The sequence below is a fragment of the Streptomyces qinglanensis genome (genome assembly GCF_900111245.1).
GTDB classification, from domain to species: domain Bacteria; phylum Actinomycetota; class Actinomycetes; order Streptomycetales; family Streptomycetaceae; genus Streptomyces; species Streptomyces qinglanensis.
In genome coordinates this window covers 651,998-672,324 of record NZ_FOGO01000001.1, presented here as the reverse complement: position 1 = coordinate 672,324, position 20,327 = coordinate 651,998, and the positions used below count along the sequence as shown (strand labels likewise).

At 73.3% G+C, this 20,327-nt stretch carries 18 protein-coding genes; 10 read left to right on the top strand and 8 right to left on the bottom strand.

The window, feature by feature from the left end; all coding sequences use genetic code 11:
- Window positions 1–18 precede the first annotated feature (18 nt).
- Entirely contained in the window at window positions 19–1,008 is a 990-nt protein-coding gene (locus BMX65_RS02885; protein ID WP_074998476.1) for a GDP-L-fucose synthase family protein, read from the top strand.
- A 136-nt stretch (window positions 1,009–1,144) separates the two neighbouring features.
- Here BMX65_RS02885 and BMX65_RS02880 read toward each other — a convergent pair whose 3' ends face one another.
- Window positions 1,145–2,701, bottom strand: coding sequence for a sugar transferase (locus BMX65_RS02880; protein WP_239501802.1), 1,557 nt, complete (start codon window positions 2,699–2,701; stop codon window positions 1,145–1,147).
- A 439-nt stretch (window positions 2,702–3,140) separates the two neighbouring features.
- Here BMX65_RS02880 and BMX65_RS02875 point away from each other — a divergent pair, with 439 nt between their 5' ends.
- Window positions 3,141–3,914 (top strand): SDR family NAD(P)-dependent oxidoreductase, encoded by a 774-nt coding sequence (locus tag BMX65_RS02875; protein WP_074998784.1) that lies wholly within the window; start codon window positions 3,141–3,143, stop codon window positions 3,912–3,914.
- A gap of 95 nt (window positions 3,915–4,009) precedes the next feature.
- Window positions 4,010–4,372, top strand: a complete 363-nt coding sequence (locus BMX65_RS02870; protein ID WP_074998475.1) for a MerR family transcriptional regulator — start codon at window positions 4,010–4,012, stop codon at window positions 4,370–4,372.
- A 196-nt stretch (window positions 4,373–4,568) separates the two neighbouring features.
- Here BMX65_RS02870 and BMX65_RS02865 read toward each other — a convergent pair whose 3' ends face one another.
- The gene (locus tag BMX65_RS02865) at window positions 4,569–5,495 is read right to left on the bottom strand and encodes an MBL fold metallo-hydrolase (protein WP_074998474.1); all 927 of its coding nucleotides are present in this window, start codon (window positions 5,493–5,495) and stop codon (window positions 4,569–4,571) included.
- A gap of 138 nt (window positions 5,496–5,633) precedes the next feature.
- Here BMX65_RS02865 and BMX65_RS02860 point away from each other — a divergent pair, with 138 nt between their 5' ends.
- From BMX65_RS02860 to BMX65_RS02850, 3 genes are read left to right on the top strand one after another with little or no spacing between them, the layout of a single operon-like run.
- Window positions 5,634–5,867 carry a hypothetical protein gene (locus tag BMX65_RS02860; RefSeq protein WP_074998473.1) on the top strand — a complete coding sequence of 78 codons (234 nt, stop codon included), beginning with the start codon at window positions 5,634–5,636 and terminating at the stop codon, window positions 5,865–5,867.
- Window positions 5,854–7,263 (top strand): amidase, encoded by a 1,410-nt coding sequence (locus tag BMX65_RS02855; RefSeq protein ID WP_074998472.1) that lies wholly within the window; start codon window positions 5,854–5,856, stop codon window positions 7,261–7,263. Before BMX65_RS02860 ends, BMX65_RS02855 begins: the two co-directional genes overlap by 14 nt.
- A 1-nt stretch (window position 7,264) precedes the next feature.
- Window positions 7,265–7,840 carry a TetR/AcrR family transcriptional regulator gene (locus BMX65_RS02850; protein ID WP_074998471.1) on the top strand — a complete coding sequence of 192 codons (576 nt, stop codon included), beginning with the start codon at window positions 7,265–7,267 and terminating at the stop codon, window positions 7,838–7,840.
- Window positions 7,841–7,942: 102 nt separating this feature from the next.
- Here BMX65_RS02850 and BMX65_RS02845 read toward each other — a convergent pair whose 3' ends face one another.
- Window positions 7,943–9,136: an RtcB family protein gene (locus BMX65_RS02845; RefSeq protein WP_074998470.1), complete on the bottom strand. Its 1,194-nt coding sequence runs from the start codon at window positions 9,134–9,136 to the stop codon at window positions 7,943–7,945.
- Between the two features lie 195 nt (window positions 9,137–9,331).
- Here BMX65_RS02845 and BMX65_RS02840 point away from each other — a divergent pair, with 195 nt between their 5' ends.
- The 3 genes from BMX65_RS02840 to BMX65_RS02830 all read left to right on the top strand — a co-directional run bounded on the left by BMX65_RS02840 (window position 9,332) and on the right by BMX65_RS02830 (window position 12,514).
- Entirely contained in the window at window positions 9,332–9,793 is a 462-nt protein-coding gene (locus BMX65_RS02840) for a hypothetical protein (RefSeq protein WP_239501801.1), read from the top strand.
- Between the two features lie 22 nt (window positions 9,794–9,815).
- Window positions 9,816–11,981 (top strand): hypothetical protein, encoded by a 2,166-nt coding sequence (locus tag BMX65_RS02835; protein ID WP_074998468.1) that lies wholly within the window; start codon window positions 9,816–9,818, stop codon window positions 11,979–11,981.
- Between the two features lie 86 nt (window positions 11,982–12,067).
- Complete coding sequence (locus tag BMX65_RS02830; protein WP_143081797.1) at window positions 12,068–12,514, top strand: hypothetical protein; 447 nt, start codon at window positions 12,068–12,070, stop codon at window positions 12,512–12,514.
- 79 nt (window positions 12,515–12,593) lie between these two features.
- Here BMX65_RS02830 and BMX65_RS02825 read toward each other — a convergent pair whose 3' ends face one another.
- Entirely contained in the window at window positions 12,594–13,280 is a 687-nt protein-coding gene (locus tag BMX65_RS02825) for a biliverdin-producing heme oxygenase (protein ID WP_074998466.1), read from the bottom strand.
- 127 nt (window positions 13,281–13,407) lie between these two features.
- A complete protein-coding gene (gene map, locus BMX65_RS02820) occupies window positions 13,408–14,265 on the bottom strand; it encodes a type I methionyl aminopeptidase (protein WP_074998465.1) in 858 nt (285 codons plus the stop codon).
- A gap of 139 nt (window positions 14,266–14,404) precedes the next feature.
- Here map and BMX65_RS02815 point away from each other — a divergent pair, with 139 nt between their 5' ends.
- Complete coding sequence (locus BMX65_RS02815) at window positions 14,405–14,638, top strand: hypothetical protein (protein ID WP_074998464.1); 234 nt, start codon at window positions 14,405–14,407, stop codon at window positions 14,636–14,638.
- Window positions 14,639–14,710: 72 nt separating this feature from the next.
- Here BMX65_RS02815 and BMX65_RS02810 read toward each other — a convergent pair whose 3' ends face one another.
- The 3 genes from BMX65_RS02810 to BMX65_RS02800 form a co-directional block, all read right to left on the bottom strand.
- Complete coding sequence (locus BMX65_RS02810) at window positions 14,711–16,075, bottom strand: MFS transporter (protein ID WP_074998463.1); 1,365 nt, start codon at window positions 16,073–16,075, stop codon at window positions 14,711–14,713.
- 97 nt (window positions 16,076–16,172) lie between these two features.
- The gene (locus BMX65_RS02805; RefSeq protein WP_079171655.1) at window positions 16,173–17,180 is read right to left on the bottom strand and encodes a hydroxyacid dehydrogenase; all 1,008 of its coding nucleotides are present in this window, start codon (window positions 17,178–17,180) and stop codon (window positions 16,173–16,175) included.
- 183 nt (window positions 17,181–17,363) lie between these two features.
- On the bottom strand, window positions 17,364–20,300 hold the full coding sequence (locus tag BMX65_RS02800) for an NHLP bacteriocin export ABC transporter permease/ATPase subunit (protein WP_425315508.1): 2,937 nt from the start codon (window positions 20,298–20,300) through the stop codon (window positions 17,364–17,366).
- Window positions 20,301–20,327 lie beyond the last annotated feature (27 nt).

Sequence of the window (20,327 nt, the reverse complement as noted above, 5' to 3'; positions counted from 1 at the left end):
CTGGCAGAATCCGGCAGCATGGAGCCGACGCCGCACACCGCCGCACCCGCCCGGACCCCGGACCCGGCGGGCACCCTGCTGCCGCCCGGTGCCCGGGTCTTCGTCGCCGGACACCGCGGGCTGGTGGGCTCCGCCGTGGTCCGCCGGCTGGCCGCCGAGGGGTACGAGGTGCTCACCCTCGACCGTGCGGCGCTCGACCTGCGGGATGCGGAGCACACCCGGCGGCGGCTGTGCGCACTGCGGCCGGACGCGGTGGTGCTGGCGGCGGCCAAGGTCGGCGGCATCATGGCGAACGCCACCCAGCCGGTGCCCTTCCTGGAGGACAACCTGCGCATCCAGCTCAGCGTCATCGCGGGGGCGCACGCCGCGGGCGTGCCGCGGCTGCTCTTCCTGGGCTCGTCCTGCATCTACCCCAAGCACGCGGCGCAGCCGATCACCGAAGAGGCCCTGCTCACCGGCGCCCTGGAGCCGACGAACGAGCCGTACGCGCTGGCGAAGATCGCGGGGATCAGCCAGATACGCGCTTACCGCCGCCAGCACGGGGCCGCCTACATCTCGGCGATGCCCACCAATCTCTACGGTCCCGGCGACAACTTCGACCTGGAGACCTCGCATGTGCTGCCCGCCCTCGTCCGCCGCTTCCACGACGCCGCGCGGGACGGCGCGGAACGGGTGGTGCTGTGGGGGAGCGGTACACCGCGCCGGGAGTTCCTGCACGTCGACGACCTGGCGCGGGCCTGCGTGCTGCTGCTGCGGGAGTACGACGACGCGATGCCGGTCAACGTCGGCTGCGGCGCGGACCTGACCGTCGCCGAGCTCGCCGGGAAGGTGCGCGACGTGGTCGGCTACGGCGGCGCCGTCGAGTGGGACACCGCCCGCCCGGACGGTGCACCGCGCAAACTGCTGGACGTCTCCCGGCTGTTCGCGCTCGGCTTCCGCCCCTCGATCCCGCTGCGGGAGGGCATCCGCTCCACCTACGAGTGGTGGCTGCGCACCGCCGCGGCCTGACGCCCGCCCTGCCCCCTCGGGACTCGCGGGCTCCGCCACGCCCGCACGTGCTGCGGCCGCCGGTCGCCGCCGACGCACCGGCACGTACGCGTGCGGCCGTGCCGCCGTTCCCCGCTGCGCTGCCCGCGGCCCCATGTCAGTACGCACCCCGCCCGTCGACCACGGCCCGCACCGTGCGGGCCAGCAGGTCCAGGTCCGTGGTCAGCGACCAGTTGTCCGCGTAGCGCAGATCCAGCGCGAGGCTCTCGTCCCAGGACAGGTCCGAGCGGCCGCTCACCTGCCACGGCCCTGTCAGTCCGGGCTTGACCAGCAGCCGCCGCAGCGCCGTCGAACCGTAGGCGGCCACCTCGTCCGGCAGCGGGGGTCGCGGGCCCACCAGCGACATCTGGCCGCGCGCCACGTTCACCAACTGCGGCAGCTCGTCCAGGGAGGTGCGGCGCAGTACGCGTCCCACCCGGGTGATCCGGGGGTCGGCGCGCATCTTGAACAGCGGCCCGTCCACCTCGTTGGCCGCGGCGAGCTGCGGCCGCAGCCGGTCCGCGTCCACGACCATGGAGCGGAACTTCCACATGGTGAAGGGCGCGCCGCGGTGGCCCGCACGGGTCTGCCGGTAGAGCGCGGGACCCGGCGAGTCGAGTCGTATCACCAGGGCGATCAGCGCCAGCAGCGGCGCGAGGAGCACGAGCCCCAGGACGGCTCCCGTCCGGTCGAGCGCCGACTTGAGGGCGAGCTGCGGACCGCGCCGCAGCGGTGGGTCGACGTGCAGCAGATGCAGGCCCGCAGCGGTGGACGGGCGCACCCGGCGCAAGGCCACGTCGGCCAGCCCCGAGGAGATCACCAACGGCAGTCCCGCATCCTGCACAGCCCACGTCAGGGTGCGCAGCCGCTGGCCGCACAGCAGCGAGCCGGGAGCGACCAGCACCGTGTCGGCGGCGTGCTGCCGGGCCGCCGAGACAACGGCGGTGCCGTCCGGGCCGCCGCCGTCCGGACCGCTGCCGTCCGGACCGGGCGGGGCCGCCTCCAGCCGCCCGGCCTCCGGTACCCCGCTCCGGTTGGCTCCCGGGCCCACCGGAACGGCGCCGATGACGACGTACGGATGGTCGGTGCGGCTGGCGAGCTGTTCGACCACGCGGTCCACGGCGCTGCCCTCGCCGACGACCAGTGCCCGCTGCACGACATGGGCCTCCCGCCGCTGGCCGGTCAGATGGCGGTGAGTCAGCGCGCGGCAGACCGTGGTGAGCAGCGGTGCGGGGGCGAGTGCCAGCAGGGCGACGGCGGGCGGCGAGTCCTCTCCCGTCAGCCCCCGGACGACGGCGAGCAGCCCCAGCAGGGTCAGCCAGTCGTGCAGGGCGGTCAGCACTCCGCGACTCTCGCCGAGCCAGCGGCGTCCGTACCGCCGGTGGGTTGCCAGTACCGCCAGCCACATCACGGTGGCCGTCGCGGTGGCCGCCCCGGCGTGGGGCAGTCCGGCCCGGTGGAAGCAGAGCGCCACCGGAAGGGCGATCCCCGCGGTGTCGACCGCCAGTGCGACCGGCCCGTACCAGCCGGCCTTGTCCCGGTTGCCGTACGGGTCGCCGTCCCGACTGCTTTCCCGATGGCTTTCCCGGTTGCCGCGGACGGCGTGCCGCTCCGGGGCCGTGTCCCTGCCGCTTCCTGCGGCTCCCGGCTCGGCCGGTCTCCCCACCTCGGACACGAACGCAGAGTCGCGCCGCATGAACCCCCCCAGGTACGCGGAACCCCCACAGCGCAGCGAAACCGTCCCCAGGCGTACGGGGGTGCGCCGACCCCCAGACCTTAGGTCATATGAGCACTCTGTGTGCCCATGTGTTCACTTCACCATGAGAAGTGCGGAGAGTGTGGAGGGGGTTGTCAGGCGGTGCGCGTATTTTGCGGGTGATTCGCCGGGGACTATCCCCTCCCGACAACCGGTGCCCGCCGCGTGCCCGCCGCCCGGAGTCCGACCGCGCACCGGAGCCCCGCACGGACCGTCCCGGCCCCGGACCCTCCTGACCCCGGACCGTCCTGATCCCGACTGCCCCGGCCCCGACTGCCCCGGCCCCGACCCTCCCGGCCCCGGACCGGACTTGACCTTGACGTCGGCGGCAGGGTCCGAGGATGCGGGCATGGACGAGATGACCGAGACGAACACGTCGCAGCAGCCCCGCACCGTCGTCGTCACCGGCGCCGGTACGGGCATCGGCCGGGCCACCGCACGGGCCTTCGCCGCGCGCGGCGCACATGTACTGGCCGTCGGACGCCGCCCGGAGCCGCTCCGCGAGACCGCCGCGGAGCCCGGCGCCGGTGCCATCACCCCGTACCCGGCCGACCTCACCGAGCAGGACGCGCCCGACCGGATCGTGGTTGCCTCGCTGGAGCTGACCGGGCGGCTCGACGTCCTCGTCAACAACGCGGGCATCGTCGGCGGCGAGAGCCTGGGCAGTCACACCCGTGCGGGCGTCGAGGCCCAGTTCGCCACCAACCTCACCGCGCCCGTCCTGCTGACCCAGGCCGCGCTGCCCGCGCTGGAGGCCGCTTCCGGACAGGGTGTGGTCGTCAACATCAGCACCTCCGTCGGCCAGCGCGCCTGGCCGGGCAACCCGCTCTACGCCGCCTCCAAGACCGCCCTCGAACTGCTCACCCGGAGCTGGGCCGTTCAGCTGGCACCGCGCGGTGTCCGGGTGGTCGCCGTCGCGCCGGGTGCCGTCGACACCCCCATCGGCGAGCACCGGGGGCTCGACCCCGAGCAGCGCCGCAGGATCCGCGAGTGGCAGATCGCCCGCTCCCCGCTGGGCCGCGTCGGCAGGCCCGAGGAAGTGGCCTGGGCCGTGGTCGGGCTGGCCGCACCCGAGGCGTCGTTCGTCACCGGCGCCGTGCTGCCGGTGGACGGCGGCGCGGTGCTGGCGTGAGGGGGCTGTGCGAGGCGGCCGGGGAGCGCACTCCGGCTGCCCGCGCCGTGCCGCCACCCGCTGTGGTACTACTCCCTCCGGGGGGTGGTGGCGGCATGCGGATCGGCGAGCTGGCCCGGCGGACGGGGACGACGGCGCGGGCGCTGCGCCACTACGAGCAGGCCGGGCTGCTCACCTCCCGCCGCGCCCCCAACGGCTACCGCTGCTACGAGGCGTCCGCCGAGGTCCGCGTCCGCAACATCCGCCACCTGCTGCAGGCCGGGCTGACGTTGGAGGATGTCGCTTGCTTCGCCGCCTGCCTGGACGGTGACATGGTCACGGCCCCGCCGTCGCCGGAGGGGCTGCGGATCGCCGAACAGCGGCTCGCCGTTCTGGAGGCCCGGATCGCAGCGCAGGTGGAGGTGCGCGACCGGCTGCGGGCCGCGCTGCGCAGCACGACGGTGCGGGCGGCGGGCTGACGGGGCCGCCGGGCTCACGGGGCCGCCGTGCTGACGGGGCCGCCGTGCTCACGGAGGTGCCCTGCTCACGGAGGTGCCGGGCCGGTCCTCGCGGCCTCGCGTCCCGGGACAAGTGCCGCGCGTTCCGGGATCGGTCCTCGTGGCTCCGGTGACGCCGGTCCGCGGCCTGCCCGGTGGCCCCCGGCCCCGGCCCCGGTCAGTCGGTGCCCGGACCGCTGTCCGGGGGGACGGGGGTCAGCCGGTGGCGGCCCGCCCCGCCGGTTACGCGTCCGGCGGTGGGCGGCGGGAAGTGGGTGCCCAGGACCAGGGTGCCGGTGTCGGCGAGGGCGGCCAGCAGGGTGCGCCGGGTGGCCTCGGACTGCCGTGGGTCGATGTCCACGCAGCTCCCGATCCCGGGCTCCGGCAGTTGCACGGGGTGGTGGACGCAGTCGCCGGTGATCAGCGCGGTCTCTCCGGCGCTGTCGAGCCGGACCGCGAAGTGGCCGGGAGTGTGCCCGGGAGTGGGAAGCAGTCGCAGGCCGGGGGCGAGGTCGAGACCCGCTTCCGGGAGGTCCACCAGGTCGAGCTGCCCCGCTTTCTCGACGGGGTGCACCGAGTCGCGGAACATCTGGGTCCGTGCCTCGTCCATGGGGTGTCCGGCCCAGAACTCCCGCTCGGTGCGGGACGTGACATAGCGGGCGATGGGGAAGGTGGGTACCCAGCCGCCGTCCTGTGCCCGGGTGTTCCAGCCGACGTGGTCGGTGTGCAGATGGGTCAGGAGCACCAGGTCGACGGAGTCGGGCGGGAATCCCGCGGCCGCGAGGCGCTCCGGGTAGTCGGTGCGCAGGTCGTGCCAGGCCGGGTTCGCGCGGGGCTTCCCGTTGCCGATGCCGGTGTCGACGAGGACCCGCAGCCCGTTGACCGAGAAGGCGAAGCTGTGGCTGGCCAGGCGCAGCGCGCCGTCGCGGTCGGCGAAGTCGGGCCGCAGCCAGTCGTGCCGGGCGACGACCTCGGCGGTGGCGCCGGGCAGTAGCCAGCGGCCGGTCGGGGCGGGCAGCGGTACCTCGTCCACGCGGTGGACCACGAGCTCGCCCACGGTCCAGGAGGGGACGACCTCGGCAGAGCTAAAGCTAACCGTTTGCATTAATGCACCGTAGCTCCTACGGTCGGCTAACGCAAAGGATTCGCTTTTGTTGTCGGTGTCGGACCTCGTCCGTCGGCCTGCCCCCCCGGGCCCGGCCGCCGAACCCCGCCGCACCGCCCCGACCAGAGGAGAGCGCTGATGCCGACCGACGGACTCACCCCGCCCGAAGCGGCCCGCTGGGCGGCCCGCACCGGACTCCCGTTGCCCGACGACCGCCACGCCCAGGTGGCGGCCACCGCCGAGCACATCCACGCCGTCGTCTCCGTCCTGCGCGAACTCGACTTCGCCGACACGCCGCCCGCGGCCGACTACCGACCCGAAGCCGGCCACCCGGACACGCACGCGGCGGGGGAGCACCATGCAGCCGTATGAACTCCCCCTCACCGAAGCCGCCGAGCAGCTCCGCGCCCGCGCGCTGTCCCCCCTGGAACTGGTGGACTCGGTACTGGACCGGATCGCGGCGACCGAACCGCGGCTGGGTGCCTATGTGACGGTCACCGCCGAACGGGCGCGCCGGGCCGCGCGCGAGGCCGGGCACCAACTCGCCGCCGACCCCGGAGCGGTCCCCCTGCCGGGCATCCCCGTCGGGCTGAAGGACCTGATCGACGTGGCCGGTGAACCGACGACCGCGAGCTCCCGGGTGCGCTCCGGGCACCGGGCCGGCACCGACAGCACGGTCGCCGCGCGGGTGACCGCCGCAGGAGCGGCCCTGGTCGGCAAGACCCACACCCACGAGTTCGCCTACGGCCTCACCACGCCGCAGACGCGGAACGCCTGGGACCAGCGGCGCGTCGCCGGGGGATCGAGCGGCGGTTCCGCCGTGGCGGTGGCCGCGGGGGCGGCGACCTTCGCACTGGGCACCGACACCGGCGGATCCATCCGGGTGCCCGCCGCGCTGAACGGCGTGGTCGGCCTCAAGCCGACGTTCGGCCTCGTCCCCCGGCACGGCGTCACCCCGCTGTCCTGGTCGCTGGACCACGTCGGACCGCTCACCCGCACCGTCGAGGACGCCTCCCTGGTCATGGCCGTGCTCACCGGGGACGCCCCGCGCGACCCCGGCCCGCCGCCCCGGCCCGCCCACGACCTCACCGGGCTCCGCGTCGGGGTGCCGGGCAACTACTTCTTCGACCGCGTCGACCCCGAGGTCGAGACGGCCGTCCGGCAGGCGATCGGCCGGCTGGCGGAGCTCGGCGCGCGACTCGTCGACGTCGAGATCCCGATGGCCCGCTACGTCCAGGCCGTCCAGTGGGGCCTGATGGTCCCCGAAGCCACCGCGTACCACGAGCGGACGCTGCGCACCGTCCCCGAGCTGTACGCCCCGGACGTGCGGATCCTCCTGGAAGCCGGTGCGCTGCTGCCCGCGGCCGACTACCTGCGCGCCCAACGGGCCCGCACCCTCATGCGGCAGAGCTGGCTGAGCATGCTGGAGACGGTCGACGTCGTCGCGGCGCCGACCGTCCCCACCACCGCGGCCGAAGCCGGCCGGGCGGACCGCAACTGGCCCGACGGCACCGTCGAGAGTGTCTCGGACAGCTACGTACGCCTCTCCGCTCCCGCCGACATCACCGGTGTACCCGCGCTGACCGTGCCGGTCGGCCACGACCGGGCGGGACTGCCGATCGGGATGCAGCTCATGGGCCGCCCGCGGGAGGAGGCGGTGCTCCTGCGCGCCGGGCACGCCTACGAGCGGACCCGCCGGCCCGGTGCCCTCGCCCCGGTCGGCGGCACCTCGGGCGGAGCCGGCACTCACGCAACGACTGTGCTTTAGCATGGCGCCCATGGCCAGAGCGATGGCGCGCCCGGGTGGGCGCAGTGCCCGCGTCCAGCAGGCGGTGCACGACGCCGTGCACGCACTGGAGGCGGAGGTGGGCCGCGGCGCGCTGACCGTGCCGCTGATCGCCGCCCGCGCCGGGGTCACCCCCTCCACCGTCTACCGCCGCTGGGGCGACCTGCGGGAGCTGCTCTCGGACGTCGCCGTGGAGCATCTGCGGCCCGAGACGGACCCGGCGGACCACGGTGAGCTGGCCGCCGACCTGGCCGCCTGGGCCGAGCAGTTCCTGGACGAGATGGACTCGCCCCCCGGCCGGTCCTACCTCCGCGACGCGCTGCTCGGCGACCCGGACGGGGACAACGCGGGCCGCTGCTCCGCCTACGCGGCCGAGCAGATCGACGTCGTCCTCCGGCGGGCCGACGCGCGCGGGGAGCGTCGGCTGCCCGACGTGGAGACGGTCCTCGACCAGGTCGTGGCACCGATGATGTACCGCATCCTCTTCCGGCCCGGCGGTCTCGACCCGGCCTACGCGCGCCGCCTGGCCGCCGCGTGCGTGGCGGGGGACCGGCAGTAGTCCCCTGCCGGTCCCGCCGCCGAGCTGCCGCCGGTCTGCCGAAGCTGCTCCCGGTCTGCCGGAGCGCCGCCGGTCGCCGGGGCGGTGGCCCGGCCCGGCGGGTCAGCCCTTCACGCAGACGACCTGCCGGAGCTTGGCGACGACCTCGACGAGGTCGCGCTGCTGGTCGATGACCTGCTCGATCGGCTTGTAGGCACCGGGGATCTCGTCCACGACACCGCCGTCCTTGCGGCACTCCACGCCGCGGGTCTGCTCCGCGAGGTCCCGCTCGGTGAAGCGCCGCTTGGCCGCGTTCCGGCTCATGCGCCGCCCCGCGCCGTGCGACGCGGAGTTGAACGAGGCCGCGTTGCCGAGTCCCTTGACGATGTACGAGCCGGTGCCCATCGAGCCGGGGATGATCCCGAACTCGCCGCTGCCCGCACGGATCGCCCCCTTCCGGGTGACCAGCAGGTCCAGCCCGTCGTACCGCTCCTCGGACACGTAGTTGTGGTGGCAGGAGATGGTCTCCTCGAAGCCGGGCCTGGCCTTCTTGAACTCCTTGCGCATCACGTCCTGCAGCAGCCCCATCATCAGCGCCCGGTTGTGCCTGGCGTACTCCTGGGCCCAGAACAGGTCGTGCCGGTAGGCCGCCATCTGCGGGGTGTCCTTGACGAACACGGCGAGGTCGCGGTCGACCAGCCCCTGGTTGTGCGGGAGCCGCTGCGCCTGGCCGATGTGGAAGTCCGCCAGCTCCTTGCCGATGTTGCGGGAACCGGAGTGCAGCATCAGCCACACCCGGTCCTCGGTGTCCAGGCACACCTCCACGAAGTGGTTGCCCCCGCCGAGCGTGCCCATCTGCTTGGTGGCCCGCTCCTGCCGGAACCGCACGGCCTCGGCGACGCCGTCGAAGCGCGCCCAGAAGTCGTCCCAGCCGGTGGTCGGCAGCCCGTGCACCTGTCCGGGCTCCACCGGCTCGTCGTGCATGCCGCGCCCCACCGGGATCGCCTGCTCGATCCTCGAGCGCAGCCGTGAGAGGTCTCCGGGCAGGTCGTTCGCCGTCAGCGACGTGCGCACCGCAGACATCCCGCACCCGATGTCCACCCCCACGGCGGCCGGGCAGACGGCGCCGTGCATCGCGATGACGGAACCGACGGTGGCACCTTTCCCGTAGTGCACGTCGGGCATCACCGCCAGGCCCTTGATCCAGGGCAGCGTGGCGACGTTCTGGAGCTGCCGCAGCGCGACGTCCTCCACGGTGCCCGGATCCGCCCACATCCGGATCGGTACCCGGGCACCGGGCATCTCCACGTGTGTCATGGTCGTTCAACTCCCCCGTAACAGAACATCGATGAGATCCCATCGAGAAGAGGGGAAGCCCGCTCCCCCGTGCCGGGCTTCCCGGCCCTCATTGTGGGCCGGAAGGCCCCCGCCGGGGCAAAGGTTTTTCGGCGTGCCGGGCGCACGGCCCGGGTTGCTGCGCACAGGGCGGCCACCTACGTTGAATCCTTCACCATGCACAGATCGAACGGGGGTGCGGACGTGACGTTCACCGAATGGGAAGAGGCGAAGGCACACGCGGCGGGCGACACCAGGATGCGGCTGAACGGCTACTCGGCGGCCGACCATCCGGGGTGCGGTACGGGCGGTGCCCTGGATCTCGTCGTCGAGGACGACGAGTTGGGCAAGCTCGGCAACATGGCCTACGGCCTGCGCCGGCAGCTCGGCGCCGACGGCGGGCACGCGGCGACGGCCTCGGGGGAGGCCGCGACCTCGCTGACCGGCGAGGGTCTGGACATGGGCGCGGCACTCGGCGACCTCAACGAGGCGTGGGAGACCAAACTCAAGACGCTCAAGGACGCCTGCGGGCAGCTCTCCGACCACCTCGACTACACCAGGGCCGAACACGACAAGGACGAGGACAAGATCAAGGGAGCGATGTCCTCCATCGCGACGCTGGACGACCGGATCAAGTAGGCACCCGACGGGGGACGGCACTGTGGCCGAGACGGAGAAGATGGGCTTCGCGCAACTGCGCGATCTGAAGTTGGGGAAGCTGCACACCGCGGTCACCGACTGGAAGGCGATGGTCCAGAAACTGCGCGACCTGTACGACGGCACCGGGAAGGGTGCCGCGGCCAAAGGCAGGCCCGACACCACGGCACAGGACTTCCTGGCGGCGGTGCTCGGCGCGGACTGGAAGGGGCAGAACGCCACGGCGACGGGCGAGTTCGCCCACAAGACCGCCGTGCAGTTCCGCGAGCTGCGCAGGGAGGCGGAGGACGTGCACGGGCTGCTGAAGACGGCCCACAGCGCCTTCACCGACCACCAGAGCGATCTGGAGAAGATCGTCGACGACGTCGCCGAGGACAACATCTACATCAACGACAAGGGCCTCGGCGTCGCCTCGGTGCCCCCGCCCGCGGTCGCCGGCGACGCGGAGATCGAACCGCCCACCGACGACCAGATCCGCGCCGCTGAGAAGCGGATCGAGCGGGTGCTGTGGGACGCGGGCGAGACCGACCGCATCGTCTCCGAGGAGCTGCGGCACATAGCCAACCGCAAATACGACTTCTCCGGCACGGGCGCGGACAGCGTCAAGCACGCCGACGCGCGCCAGGGCAAGGCCGCGGCCGACTACTGGGCGAAGAAGCTCAAGGGCGGCGACGTCAAGGTCTGGGAGCTGCCCGACGACGAGCTGGAGCGCTTCAACACCGCACTGGAGAACCAGCGGGACAACCCGGCCTTCACCACGCGCTTCGCGACCGAGATGGGAGGCGAGGGCACCCTGCAGTTCTGGCGGGACCTGGTCGACCCCGGCCACGGCGACACCCCCGAGGGGGAGCGGGCCACACTGCTCGACCACATCCAGGGCAACCTGGGCATGACCCTGGGCAACGCCACCCGTCAGGACACCCCCGGGATGCGTGCCTGGGAGACCGAGGTGATCAACGCGGGCACCAAGCAGTTCGGCCACGAGGGCATCATGGCCAAGCCCTACGGTTTCCAGATCATGAGCAGCCTGATGGGCAAGGGCAAGTTCGACCAGGGCTTCCTCGACCGGTACGGCGAGGCCATGTACACGTTCGAGAAGAGCAAGCCGGACGCGCCCTCCGCCTGGGGTCTCGTCGGCATGGGCACCGATCTGGACCCGGGCGACAAGTCCACCGGCGCCGACCCGATGACGGGCTGGCTGAAGGCGCTCAGCCACAACCCCGACGCCGCCACCGAGGTGTTCGACGACCCGGAGAAGGCCGACTACTTCCTCAAGGGCAAGGACCAGGGCGGCCGGACGTGGTTCGACGAGGATCAGCCCGACAGCATGGGACCCGACGACGGGGTCGAACTCCCCTCCCGGGAGGCCCTGGCCGACGCCCTGTTCGCGGCGGGCAGCGGCATGAACCCGGACGATCCGACGGCCACCTTCGTCGAGCACACCAGGGAGCACGACAACGTGCTCGACAACGCGCTGGAGCGGCTGGCCGGCCAGAAGGACGAGATGCCCGCCGAACTCCGCGACGACATGGCCAAGCTGCTGGGCAACCACGGAACGGACACCCATATGACGATGGGTGGATCACCGGAGGAGCAGGTGCTCGACCGGGAGGACCTGCTGGAGGTCAGCAAGCAGATCTCCCGCGACCCGGACACCTACCAGGTGCTCAACGAGTCCATGAACGCTGCGATGGTCGACGACATCCACACGGAGAAGGAGAGCCCCGGGGACAGCCTCGACCGTTCGGGCCGCACGGTGGGCTTCCTGGAGGATGCCCGCTACAAGGCGATCGGCGACCAGAAGGCCGAGGACCTCAAGGCCGCGGGCTGGGGTCCCAAGGGCACGGGCGGCTATCTGGCCACCGCCACCGCCACGTCGTTCCTGCCCTATGGCAGTGGCCATGTGGCGAACGCGGCGTTCGGTCTCAGCAAGCTCCTCGTCCAGGACGAGAACGCCCGGATCGAGAGCGAGGCCATCGACGACAACAAGCAGGTCTCGTTGCGCCAGGAGTCCCGGCTCACCGGGCTCAAGAACGAGTGGTACAGCGTCAACTCCGACTGGGCGCAGGGCCGCGACGGCTACTCGGAGGATCACGGAGCGTGGAACAAGATCAGCGGGGCGGCCGATCACGGCCGCATCAATTCCTCCGAACACCGCGGCAAGCCGTGAGAGCCTCGCGCGGCCGGCGGGCTCCGGCACTCCTCGCTCTGCTCGCGCTTCTGCTCGCCGGATGCTCCGGCGGCCGGGAGTACGCGGTGCCGGAGAAGTTCTGCGGGGTCCGGATGCCGTCCGAGGCGGTGGAGCCGCTGCTGCCGGACGGCGAGGAGCTGCACCGGTCCCTGCGGCCGCTCGACGGGACCGCGACCTCCTGCGGGATGAACATCGTCGACGGACCCTCCGTCGTGGACGTCACGGTCACCGAGCTGGACAAGCCGCTCACCGCCGCCGACCGGCGGGTCTCCCTGAAGTCCCTGGAGCACGCGAAGAACGTGCGTGTCCCCGGCACGCACTGGGCCGTGCAGGGGGACCGCCGCATCCACCTGTCCGCGCCGTGCGGTGCCGACTGGGCCGACTCGCTGTCCTTCCGCTTCTCCTTCACCGAGGGCGGCGAAGGCGCGGAGGCCACCCGGCACACCACCCTCCGCTTCGCGACGGCGTTCGTCCGCGGCGAGCAGAAGGAGGAGGTCTGCACCGCGAAGTGAACGCGGCGCGGTGCGGACCCCGGTGCCGCCGACCCGGACCCGGTGCCCGGCCGCGGCCGGGCACCGGGTCCGGGTCGGGCTACGCGGCGTTCGGGAAGCGGTCGCCCAGCTCTTCGAAGACGGCGGCGTTGAGCGCGTAGGCGTGCCGGCACTCGTCCACGACGCGGCGCTTCTCCGCGTCGTCGCAGGGCAGGGCGTCCAGCAGGGTGCGGTATTCGCGTTTGAAGGCGGCGGGGTTGCCGATGGCGTCGAAGACGTAGAACCGGACGCCGTCGCCCTTGCGGGCGAAGCCCCAGGTCTTCTCGGCGGTGTCGCGGACGATCTGGCCGCCGGAGAGATCGCCGAGGTAGCGGGTGTAGTGGTGGGCGACGTATCCGGCGGGCCAGGTGCGGGCGACCTCGGCGACGCGGGCCGCGTACGCGGCGGTGGCGGGCAGTGGGGCGAGCTCTTGGCGCCAGCGGTCCGAACCGCCGTGCAGATGGGTCAGGTCCCGCTCCAGCGCGGGCAGCCGCAGCAGCTCGCCGCGCACGAAGGGGCCGGCGACCGGATCCTCGGCCAGGTCCCGGGCGGGTTCCTCCAGCGCGGCGTAGAGGAACCAGAGCTGCTCGGTGTAGCGCGTCCAGGCCCCGACGCCGAGCTTGCCGCCGAGCAGCTCGCTCATGAAGGAGGAGGTCCGGACCTCGGAGTGCTGGTCGTGGGAGGCGGCGCGGAGGAGTGCGGAGAAGTCCGTCGGGGTGTCCTGGGAGGGGGATGCGGTGGACGGCAAGGCTGACTCCAAGGGTGGACGGCAGCGGGCGTGCGGGGCTCCGACACGGTGCGATCCTGCTACTTAGGTTTACCTAAGTCAAGCAGTTGCCGACACCCTGTCGGAAAACCCCTGCCCCGTTCGTCCGCTACGGAAGCGTCAGGATCTCCACGCCCGTCTCCGTCACCACCAGCGTGTGCTCGAACTGCGCCGTGCGCTTGCGGTCCTTGGTCACGACCGTCCAGCCGTCCTCCCACATGTCCCACTCGTGGGTGCCCAGGGTCAGCATCGGTTCGATGGTGAAGGTCATCCCGGGCCGCATCACCGTGGTGGCCCGCGGGTCGTCGTAGTGCGGCACGATCAGCCCGGAGTGGAAGGAGGTGTTGATCCCGTGCCCGGTGAAGTCGCGGACCACGCCGTACCCGAAGCGCTTCGCGTACGACTCGATGATGCGGCCCACGATGTTGAGCTGGCGCCCCGGCTTGACCGCCTTGATCGCCCGGTGCAGCGCCTCGCGGGTCCGCTCCACCAGCAGCCGGGACTCCTCGTCCACGTCGCCGCACAGATAGGTGGCGTTGTTGTCGCCGTGCACCCCGTCGACGAACGCCGTCACGTCCAGGTTCACGATGTCGCCGTCGCGCAGCACCGTGGAGTCGGGGATGCCGTGGCAGATCACCTCGTTCAGCGAGGTGCACAGCGACTTGGGGAACTTCCGGTAGCCCAGCGTGGAAGGGTAGGCCCCGTGGTCGATCATGTACTGGTGCGCCACCTCGTCCAGTTTGTCCGTGGTGACGCCCGGGGCGATGTGCTTGGCCGCCTCTTCCATGGCGCGGGCGGCGATGCGCCCCGCGTGGCGCATCTTCTCCACCGTCGCGGCGTCCTGCACCTCGGGCCCGTCGTAGGGCGTGGGTGCGGGCTTGCCGACGTACTCGGGGCGCGGGATCGAGGCGGGTACGGCCCGGGGCGGAGAGACCGTGCCGGGAACGAGGAGTGACTGGCCAGACATGTCCGCGAGTCTAATCCGGGCCGTCCACCCCGCTCCGGGCCGCCACCGCGGTCCGGGCGGACGCCCTGCTGCCGCGCCCGCCTGCGCTCCCGGTCCCCGCAGTGCTGCGTCCGGCGCGCGGGTGCGGGACGATGTGGTCATGGCTCTGTTCAAGCGCAAGACGGTCGGCAAGCCCGGAGAGTGGTTCTTCAACATCGAGACCGGCACCGTCGAGGAGGGGCCGCAGTCACCCGGCAAGAGCCGGATGGGCCCGTACGCCAGCCGTGAGGAGGCGGCCCACGCCCTGGAGACGGCCCGGGAGCGCACCTCCGAGTGGGAGAACGACCCGCGCTGGCAGGACGGCGGGCGCGGCCGGGACGAGGACGCAAGCTGACCCGCGGACGAGCACGACGGCCGGCCCGAGGGCGAGCCGGAGGCTGACCCGCGGGCCCGTGCCCCCACCGGATCAGGCCCGCGCCCCGGGCGCTCCGTCCACCGGGCGTTCCCCAGCCGGTCCGCCCCCGGCAGCCGCGTCCTCCGGAGGATCCGGACGGTCCCCGTCCTCCTGGCAGGTCCCGGCCGTACGGGAGCCCCGGGCCTCCCGTACGGCCCGCGCGTACCCGCTGGTGCGCGCGTCGTAGGCCAGGAGTTGCGGCAGGGCAGCGGCCAGCAGCGCCACGCCCGCCACGCAGGCCAGCCCGCCCGACCACACGGACGTGCGGACGGAGGTGAGCGATGCCACCCCGCCCGAGCGGACCTGTCCCAGTTGCGGGCCCGCGGAGAAGGACAGCAGTTCGATCCCCGCGAGCCTGCCGCGCAGCGCGTCCGGGACGGTCTGGTTCCACATCGTCGAGCGGAAGATCCCGCTGACCATGTCGAAGGCGCCGGACAGCACGAGGAAGAACAGCACCAGCCACACGTTGCGCACCACCCCGGCGGCCGTCATGGCCGCGCCCCAGCCCGCGGCGGCCAGCAGCACCGCGCGCCCGTGCCGGTGCACCCTCGACGACCAGCCGCTCGTCGCGCTCACCAGCATCGAGCCGAACGGCAGTGCCGCGTACATCAGACCCAGCGCCCACTCCGCGTCCAACTGGTCGGCCAGGAACGGGAAGAGCGCGAGCGGGAACGCGAACAGCATCGCCACGACGTCCACCGCGTAGGTGCCCAGCAGGTCCTTGCGGCCCCACGCGTACCGCGCGCCCTCCGCGATCCCGCGCAGCGACGGCTTCGCCGCGTCGTGCCCCGGCGGCGAGGCGGTCAGCCGCAGCGCCATCAGCACGGACAGCAGATAGGTCGCCAGGTCGATCGCGTACGCCGTCTCCAGCCCCGCGTACGCGAGCAGCACCCCGGCCAGCGCCGGGCCCGCCACCCCGCCCACCTGCCAGCGCAGCGCGTTGAGCGCCGCTGCCGCGCTCAGTTGCTCGTGCGCCACGATCCGCGGCAGGAGCGCGTCCAGCGCGGGCCGCTGGATGCCGTTCAGCGCGCTGCTGAGCGCCGCCGCGACGTACAGCGGCCACACCATCGGGTGCGGGAGCAGCGTGTTGAGCAGCAGTCCCAGCGCCACCGCGCCCATCGCGAGCTCACTGCCCAGCACCAGGGTGCGCCGGTCGAACGCGTCGGCGAGGGCTCCGCCGTACAGCCCGAAGACGATCAGCGGTACCAACTCCACGGCACCCAGCGCGCCCACCGCGGTCGCCGACCCCGTCAGCTCCTTGACCTGGAGGGGCAGCGCGACGAACGTCAGGAAGCTGCCGAAGGTGGTGACCAGGCCCGCGGTCCACAGGATGCGGAAGTCGCGGGACTCCCGCCACGGGGAGAGATCGGGCAGCACGAGGGGGCATCCTTCCGCCGCCCGAACGGCGTCGGCAACCGGATTTCCCCCGCGAGGCGCCGTCGGCGACCCGCCCCGGGCACGGTCCCCGGCCCGGTCAGGCCAACAGCTCCTTGCCGTCGGGCGGCACGGCGTGCGCGAAGCCCTCGCCCGCCGCCCAGCGCCGTACCTCCTGGAGCGCCGTCTCCGCCAGCCGGTCCAGCTCGTTGCCCTGCGAACCGGCCAGATGCGGGGTGATCAGCGCGTTCTCGCACGCCCACAGCGGGTGGCCGGGCGGCAGCACCTCGGGCTCGGTGACGTCCAGCACCGCCCGCAGCCGGCCGCCGCGCACCTCCGCGGTGAGCGCCTCCTGGTCGACGACGGCACCGCGCGCGGTGTTGATCAGGGTGCCGCCGTCCCGCAGCAGTGCCAGCAGCTCGGCGCTCACCAGGCCGCGGGTGGCGGGCAGCAGCGGCGTGTGCACGCTGACGACGTCCGACGCGGCGAACAGTTCGGCCAGGCCCGCGCTGACCGCGCCGAGCGCGGCCGCCTCGGCCTCGTCCACGTACGGGTCGTACAGGAGCACCCGCAGCTCGTGGGCGCGCAGCAGAGCGATGACGCGGCGGCCGATCAGCGAGGCGCTCAGGATGCCCACGGTATTGCGGTGGTTGCCCAGCAGCGGGTCGGTCAGGAGTAGTTCCCCGCGGGCGCGCCGCTGTCGGTAGGCGTGTGCCGCGGGGAGTACCTGCTTGTTCGCCAGCAGGATCATCGCGAGCGTGTACTCGGCGACGGGGACCGCGTTCGCCGCCGCCGCGGTCGACACCTCGATACCGCGGGCCCAGCACGCGGGGGTGAGATGCCCCCGCACGCTGCCCGCAGTGTGCACCACGGCGCGCAGTTCCGGGGCGCGGGCGAGGACGGCGGCGTCCAGCGGCGGGCAGCCCCAGCCGGTGACCAGGAGTTCCACGGTGGACAGCACGTGTCGGGCCTCGGCCGTGCCGAAGTCCGTCAGCACCGGTCCGGCGAGTTCGGTCAGTTCGCCGAGCTGCTGCCGGGCGGGAGGTTTCAGGACGGCGTCGGCCGTCCCTGCGTCCATGGCGAGCGCGGCGACCGGCCTGCGGGGCATGGGGCTCCTGGAGGTTGTCGGGCGGTCCGGGGCGGTGCGTGGAGCGGCCATCCGCATCTTGATCCCCCGTACGAAGCGGGTCAATGGCGCGCTCGGGGCGTCCGCACGCCGGCCGCCCGGCCGCCCGGCCGCCCTGCCGTCTGCACGCCGGCCGCCGGGCCGCCCGTGCGTCAGCCGCCACCCCTACCGCTGCCTGCGCACCAGTTCGTGGAACAGCCCGTCCCGGTCGGCCAGCAACTGTGCCGGTGTGCCCTGCTGGACGACTCGCCCCTGCGACATGACGATCACCCGGTCGGCGTCCAGCACCGTGGACAGCCGGTGGGCGATGACGATGCGGGTGGCCCGCAGCTCCCGGGTGGACTCGGTGACCACGCGCTGGGTGGCGTTGTCCAGCGCGCTGGTGGCCTCGTCGAAGAAGAGCAGGCGCGGGCGGCGTACCAGCGCCTGAGCGATCATCAGGCGCTGCCGCTGGCCGCCGGAGACGGTGCCGCCGCCGTCGGAGAGCATGGTGTGCAGCCCCATGGGCATGGCCTTGATGTCGTCGGCGACCCCCGCCCTGCGCGCCGCCTCCCACACCTCTTCCAGCGAGAAGGTCTCGGCACCGCAGATGCACTCCAGGACGGAGCCCGCGTGCGGCTGCGCGTTCTGCAGGACGACCCCGCACTGGCGGCGCACCGCCGCCTGGTCGAGCGAGGAGAGGTCCTGCCCGTCGTAGCGCACCTCGCCCGAGGCCGGCCGGTCGAAGCCGATCAGCAGCCGCAGCAGCGTCGACTTTCCGCAGCCGCTCGCGCCCACGATCGCCACGAACTCCCCGGGCTCCACCCGGAAGGAGACGCCGTCCAGGACCGGCGGCCCGTCCTCGGAGTAGCGGAACGCCACGTCCCGCACCTCCAGCGCGCCCGACAGCGTGCCCGGCTGCACGCTGCCGCCGCGCACCTCGGGCAGCTCCTGCAGCACCGGCTTGAGCTGCTCGTACATCGGCAGTACGGCGGCACACGAGATGAGCGCGTTGGTCAACTGCGTGACGGAGGTCAGCAGCAGCGTCATGGCGGTGGTGAAGGTGAGGAACCCGCTGGGGGACAGCGTGCCCCGGGCCGGCCCCGCCAGCAGCACGAACAGCAGCAGCATCGCCAGCGGCAGATAGACCGCGTTGACGACCGTGCTCAGATTGCGGATGCGCCCGGCCCGCCGCTGCAGCTCCCTGCTGCGGGCGAACTCCGTGGCCCAGGCCGCGTACGCGAACGACTCGGCGGCCGCCACCCGCAGCTTCGGCAGCCCCCGCAGCGTCTGGAATGCCTGGTTGTTCAGCTTGTTGTTGAGCTTGACCAGTCGGCGCTGCCAGCGGAGCTGCCACAGCCCGGTCGCGGCGAACACCGCCGTGACGACCGCCAGCACCCCCAGCGCCGCGAGGGCGAGCGGCACGCTGTAGGCCAGCAGCAGCACCAGGTTGACCGCGGCCAGGGTGCCGGACTGCACGACGGTCGAGCTGATGCCCGACAGCACCCGCCTGATGGCGCTCACCCCCATGGCGGCGCTGGCCAGCTCGCCGGTGGAGCGCTCGGCGAAGAACCGCGTGGGCAGCCGCAGCAGCCGGTCCCACACCGCCGGTTGCAGACTTGCCTCGATCCGGCCCTCCAGCCGCAGCAGCGCGGTGTTCTGCAGCAGCATGAACGCCGCCGCGACCACCGCCGTGCCCACGAGCCCGAGGGCGGCCTGCACGATGAGGCCCTTCTCCGCCGCCGGTACGTAGGCGCCGAGCACCTGCCCGGTCGCCACCGGCACCAGCGCGCCGAGGCCGACCGCGACGAGCCCGCTCAGCACCAGCGTGAGCAGGTCGCCGCGGGCGCCGTGCAGCGCGAACCGCAGCAGCCGCCGGGCGGACAGCGGCTGTTCGGGCAGCGGCCGGTAGAACATCACCGCGCGCGGCGCGAAGGTGTCCGCGTTCGACGGGCCGATCCGCCACCGGCTGCCGCTGCCGGGCTGTACGGCCTCGTACCGGCCGCGCCGCCACAGCAGCGCCACCGGCGCGCCGCTCGCGGCACGGTGGCCCACCAGCGGTCCGGCGTTCTCCTTCCACCAGTCGCCGGACAGCTTCACCGGGCGGGTACGCAGCCCCGAGGTGAGCGCCAGCCGCTCCACGGGGTCCATGCGGTCGTCCCGGGAGAGCCCTTCGGGAGGCGGCCGCAGAGTGACTCCGGCCGCCTCGGCAACCGCCCGGCACACCGCCAGCGTGCTGTCCTCGGTGCGCTCTCCCGCGCCGCCGGACCCGCCCCGCGCGGAGGTGTCGATCGAGGCCAGCAGCGCCTCGTCGGCCTCCGCGCGGACCGTCTCGCCCGCCTCCATCCCGGCGGCCGTGCGGTCCTCGTGGGCGCGCTCCAACCGGTCGATCCAGCGGTCCAGGGTGGACAGCAGCCGGGCGAGCTGGTCGACCATGAGCTGCCAGGTCGCCCCGTCGACCAGCAGCTCGCCCGCGGTGCCGTACTGCACGCTGCCCGGCGCCACCGGCATCCACAGGATGTCCTCGTCGGTCGCCGGCTCCTGCCCGGCTCCGTGCGGCTCCTGTCCGGGGCGGCCGTCCAGCGGCGCCTCGAACAGCGCCCGCAGCCCGCGTCCGACACCCCGTACGAAGGCGTCCTCCAGCGGGCCGAGCGCGGCCTGGCCGCCGTACCCCGGCGCACCGCCGTTGCCGTACGCGGGGTACGCGCCGGTGTCGTACACGGGGTACGCGCCGGTGTCGTGGCCTGCGCCGGGGGCGTACCCCTCCTGGAACTGCGGGAACAACTCCAGCAGCGGTATCCGGCGCAGCACGGCGCCGCGCACCGGGCGTCCCACCAGCGTGTGCCGCGGGCCCTGGACGGGGCCGAGCAGCAGGGTGCCCGCCTCCAGCCGTCCCAGGAAGTGCCAGTGGCCCTGCCCCGCGGCGTCCACCGCGAACACGTCCATGGCGCCGCCGGCCACCAGCCACAGCACGTGCGGCCCCTCCAGCGCGGGCCCGCCGCCGGGTGTGTGCGCCACCGCCTCGCCGAGCTGCCCGAAGTGCGCGACGACCACGTCGGTCACCGCGGTGGTCCCCGTGCCGTGCGCCGCGGGGTACGTCCCGCCGTGCTCTGCGGGGTGCACCGCGCCGTGCGCTGCGGGGGCCACGGC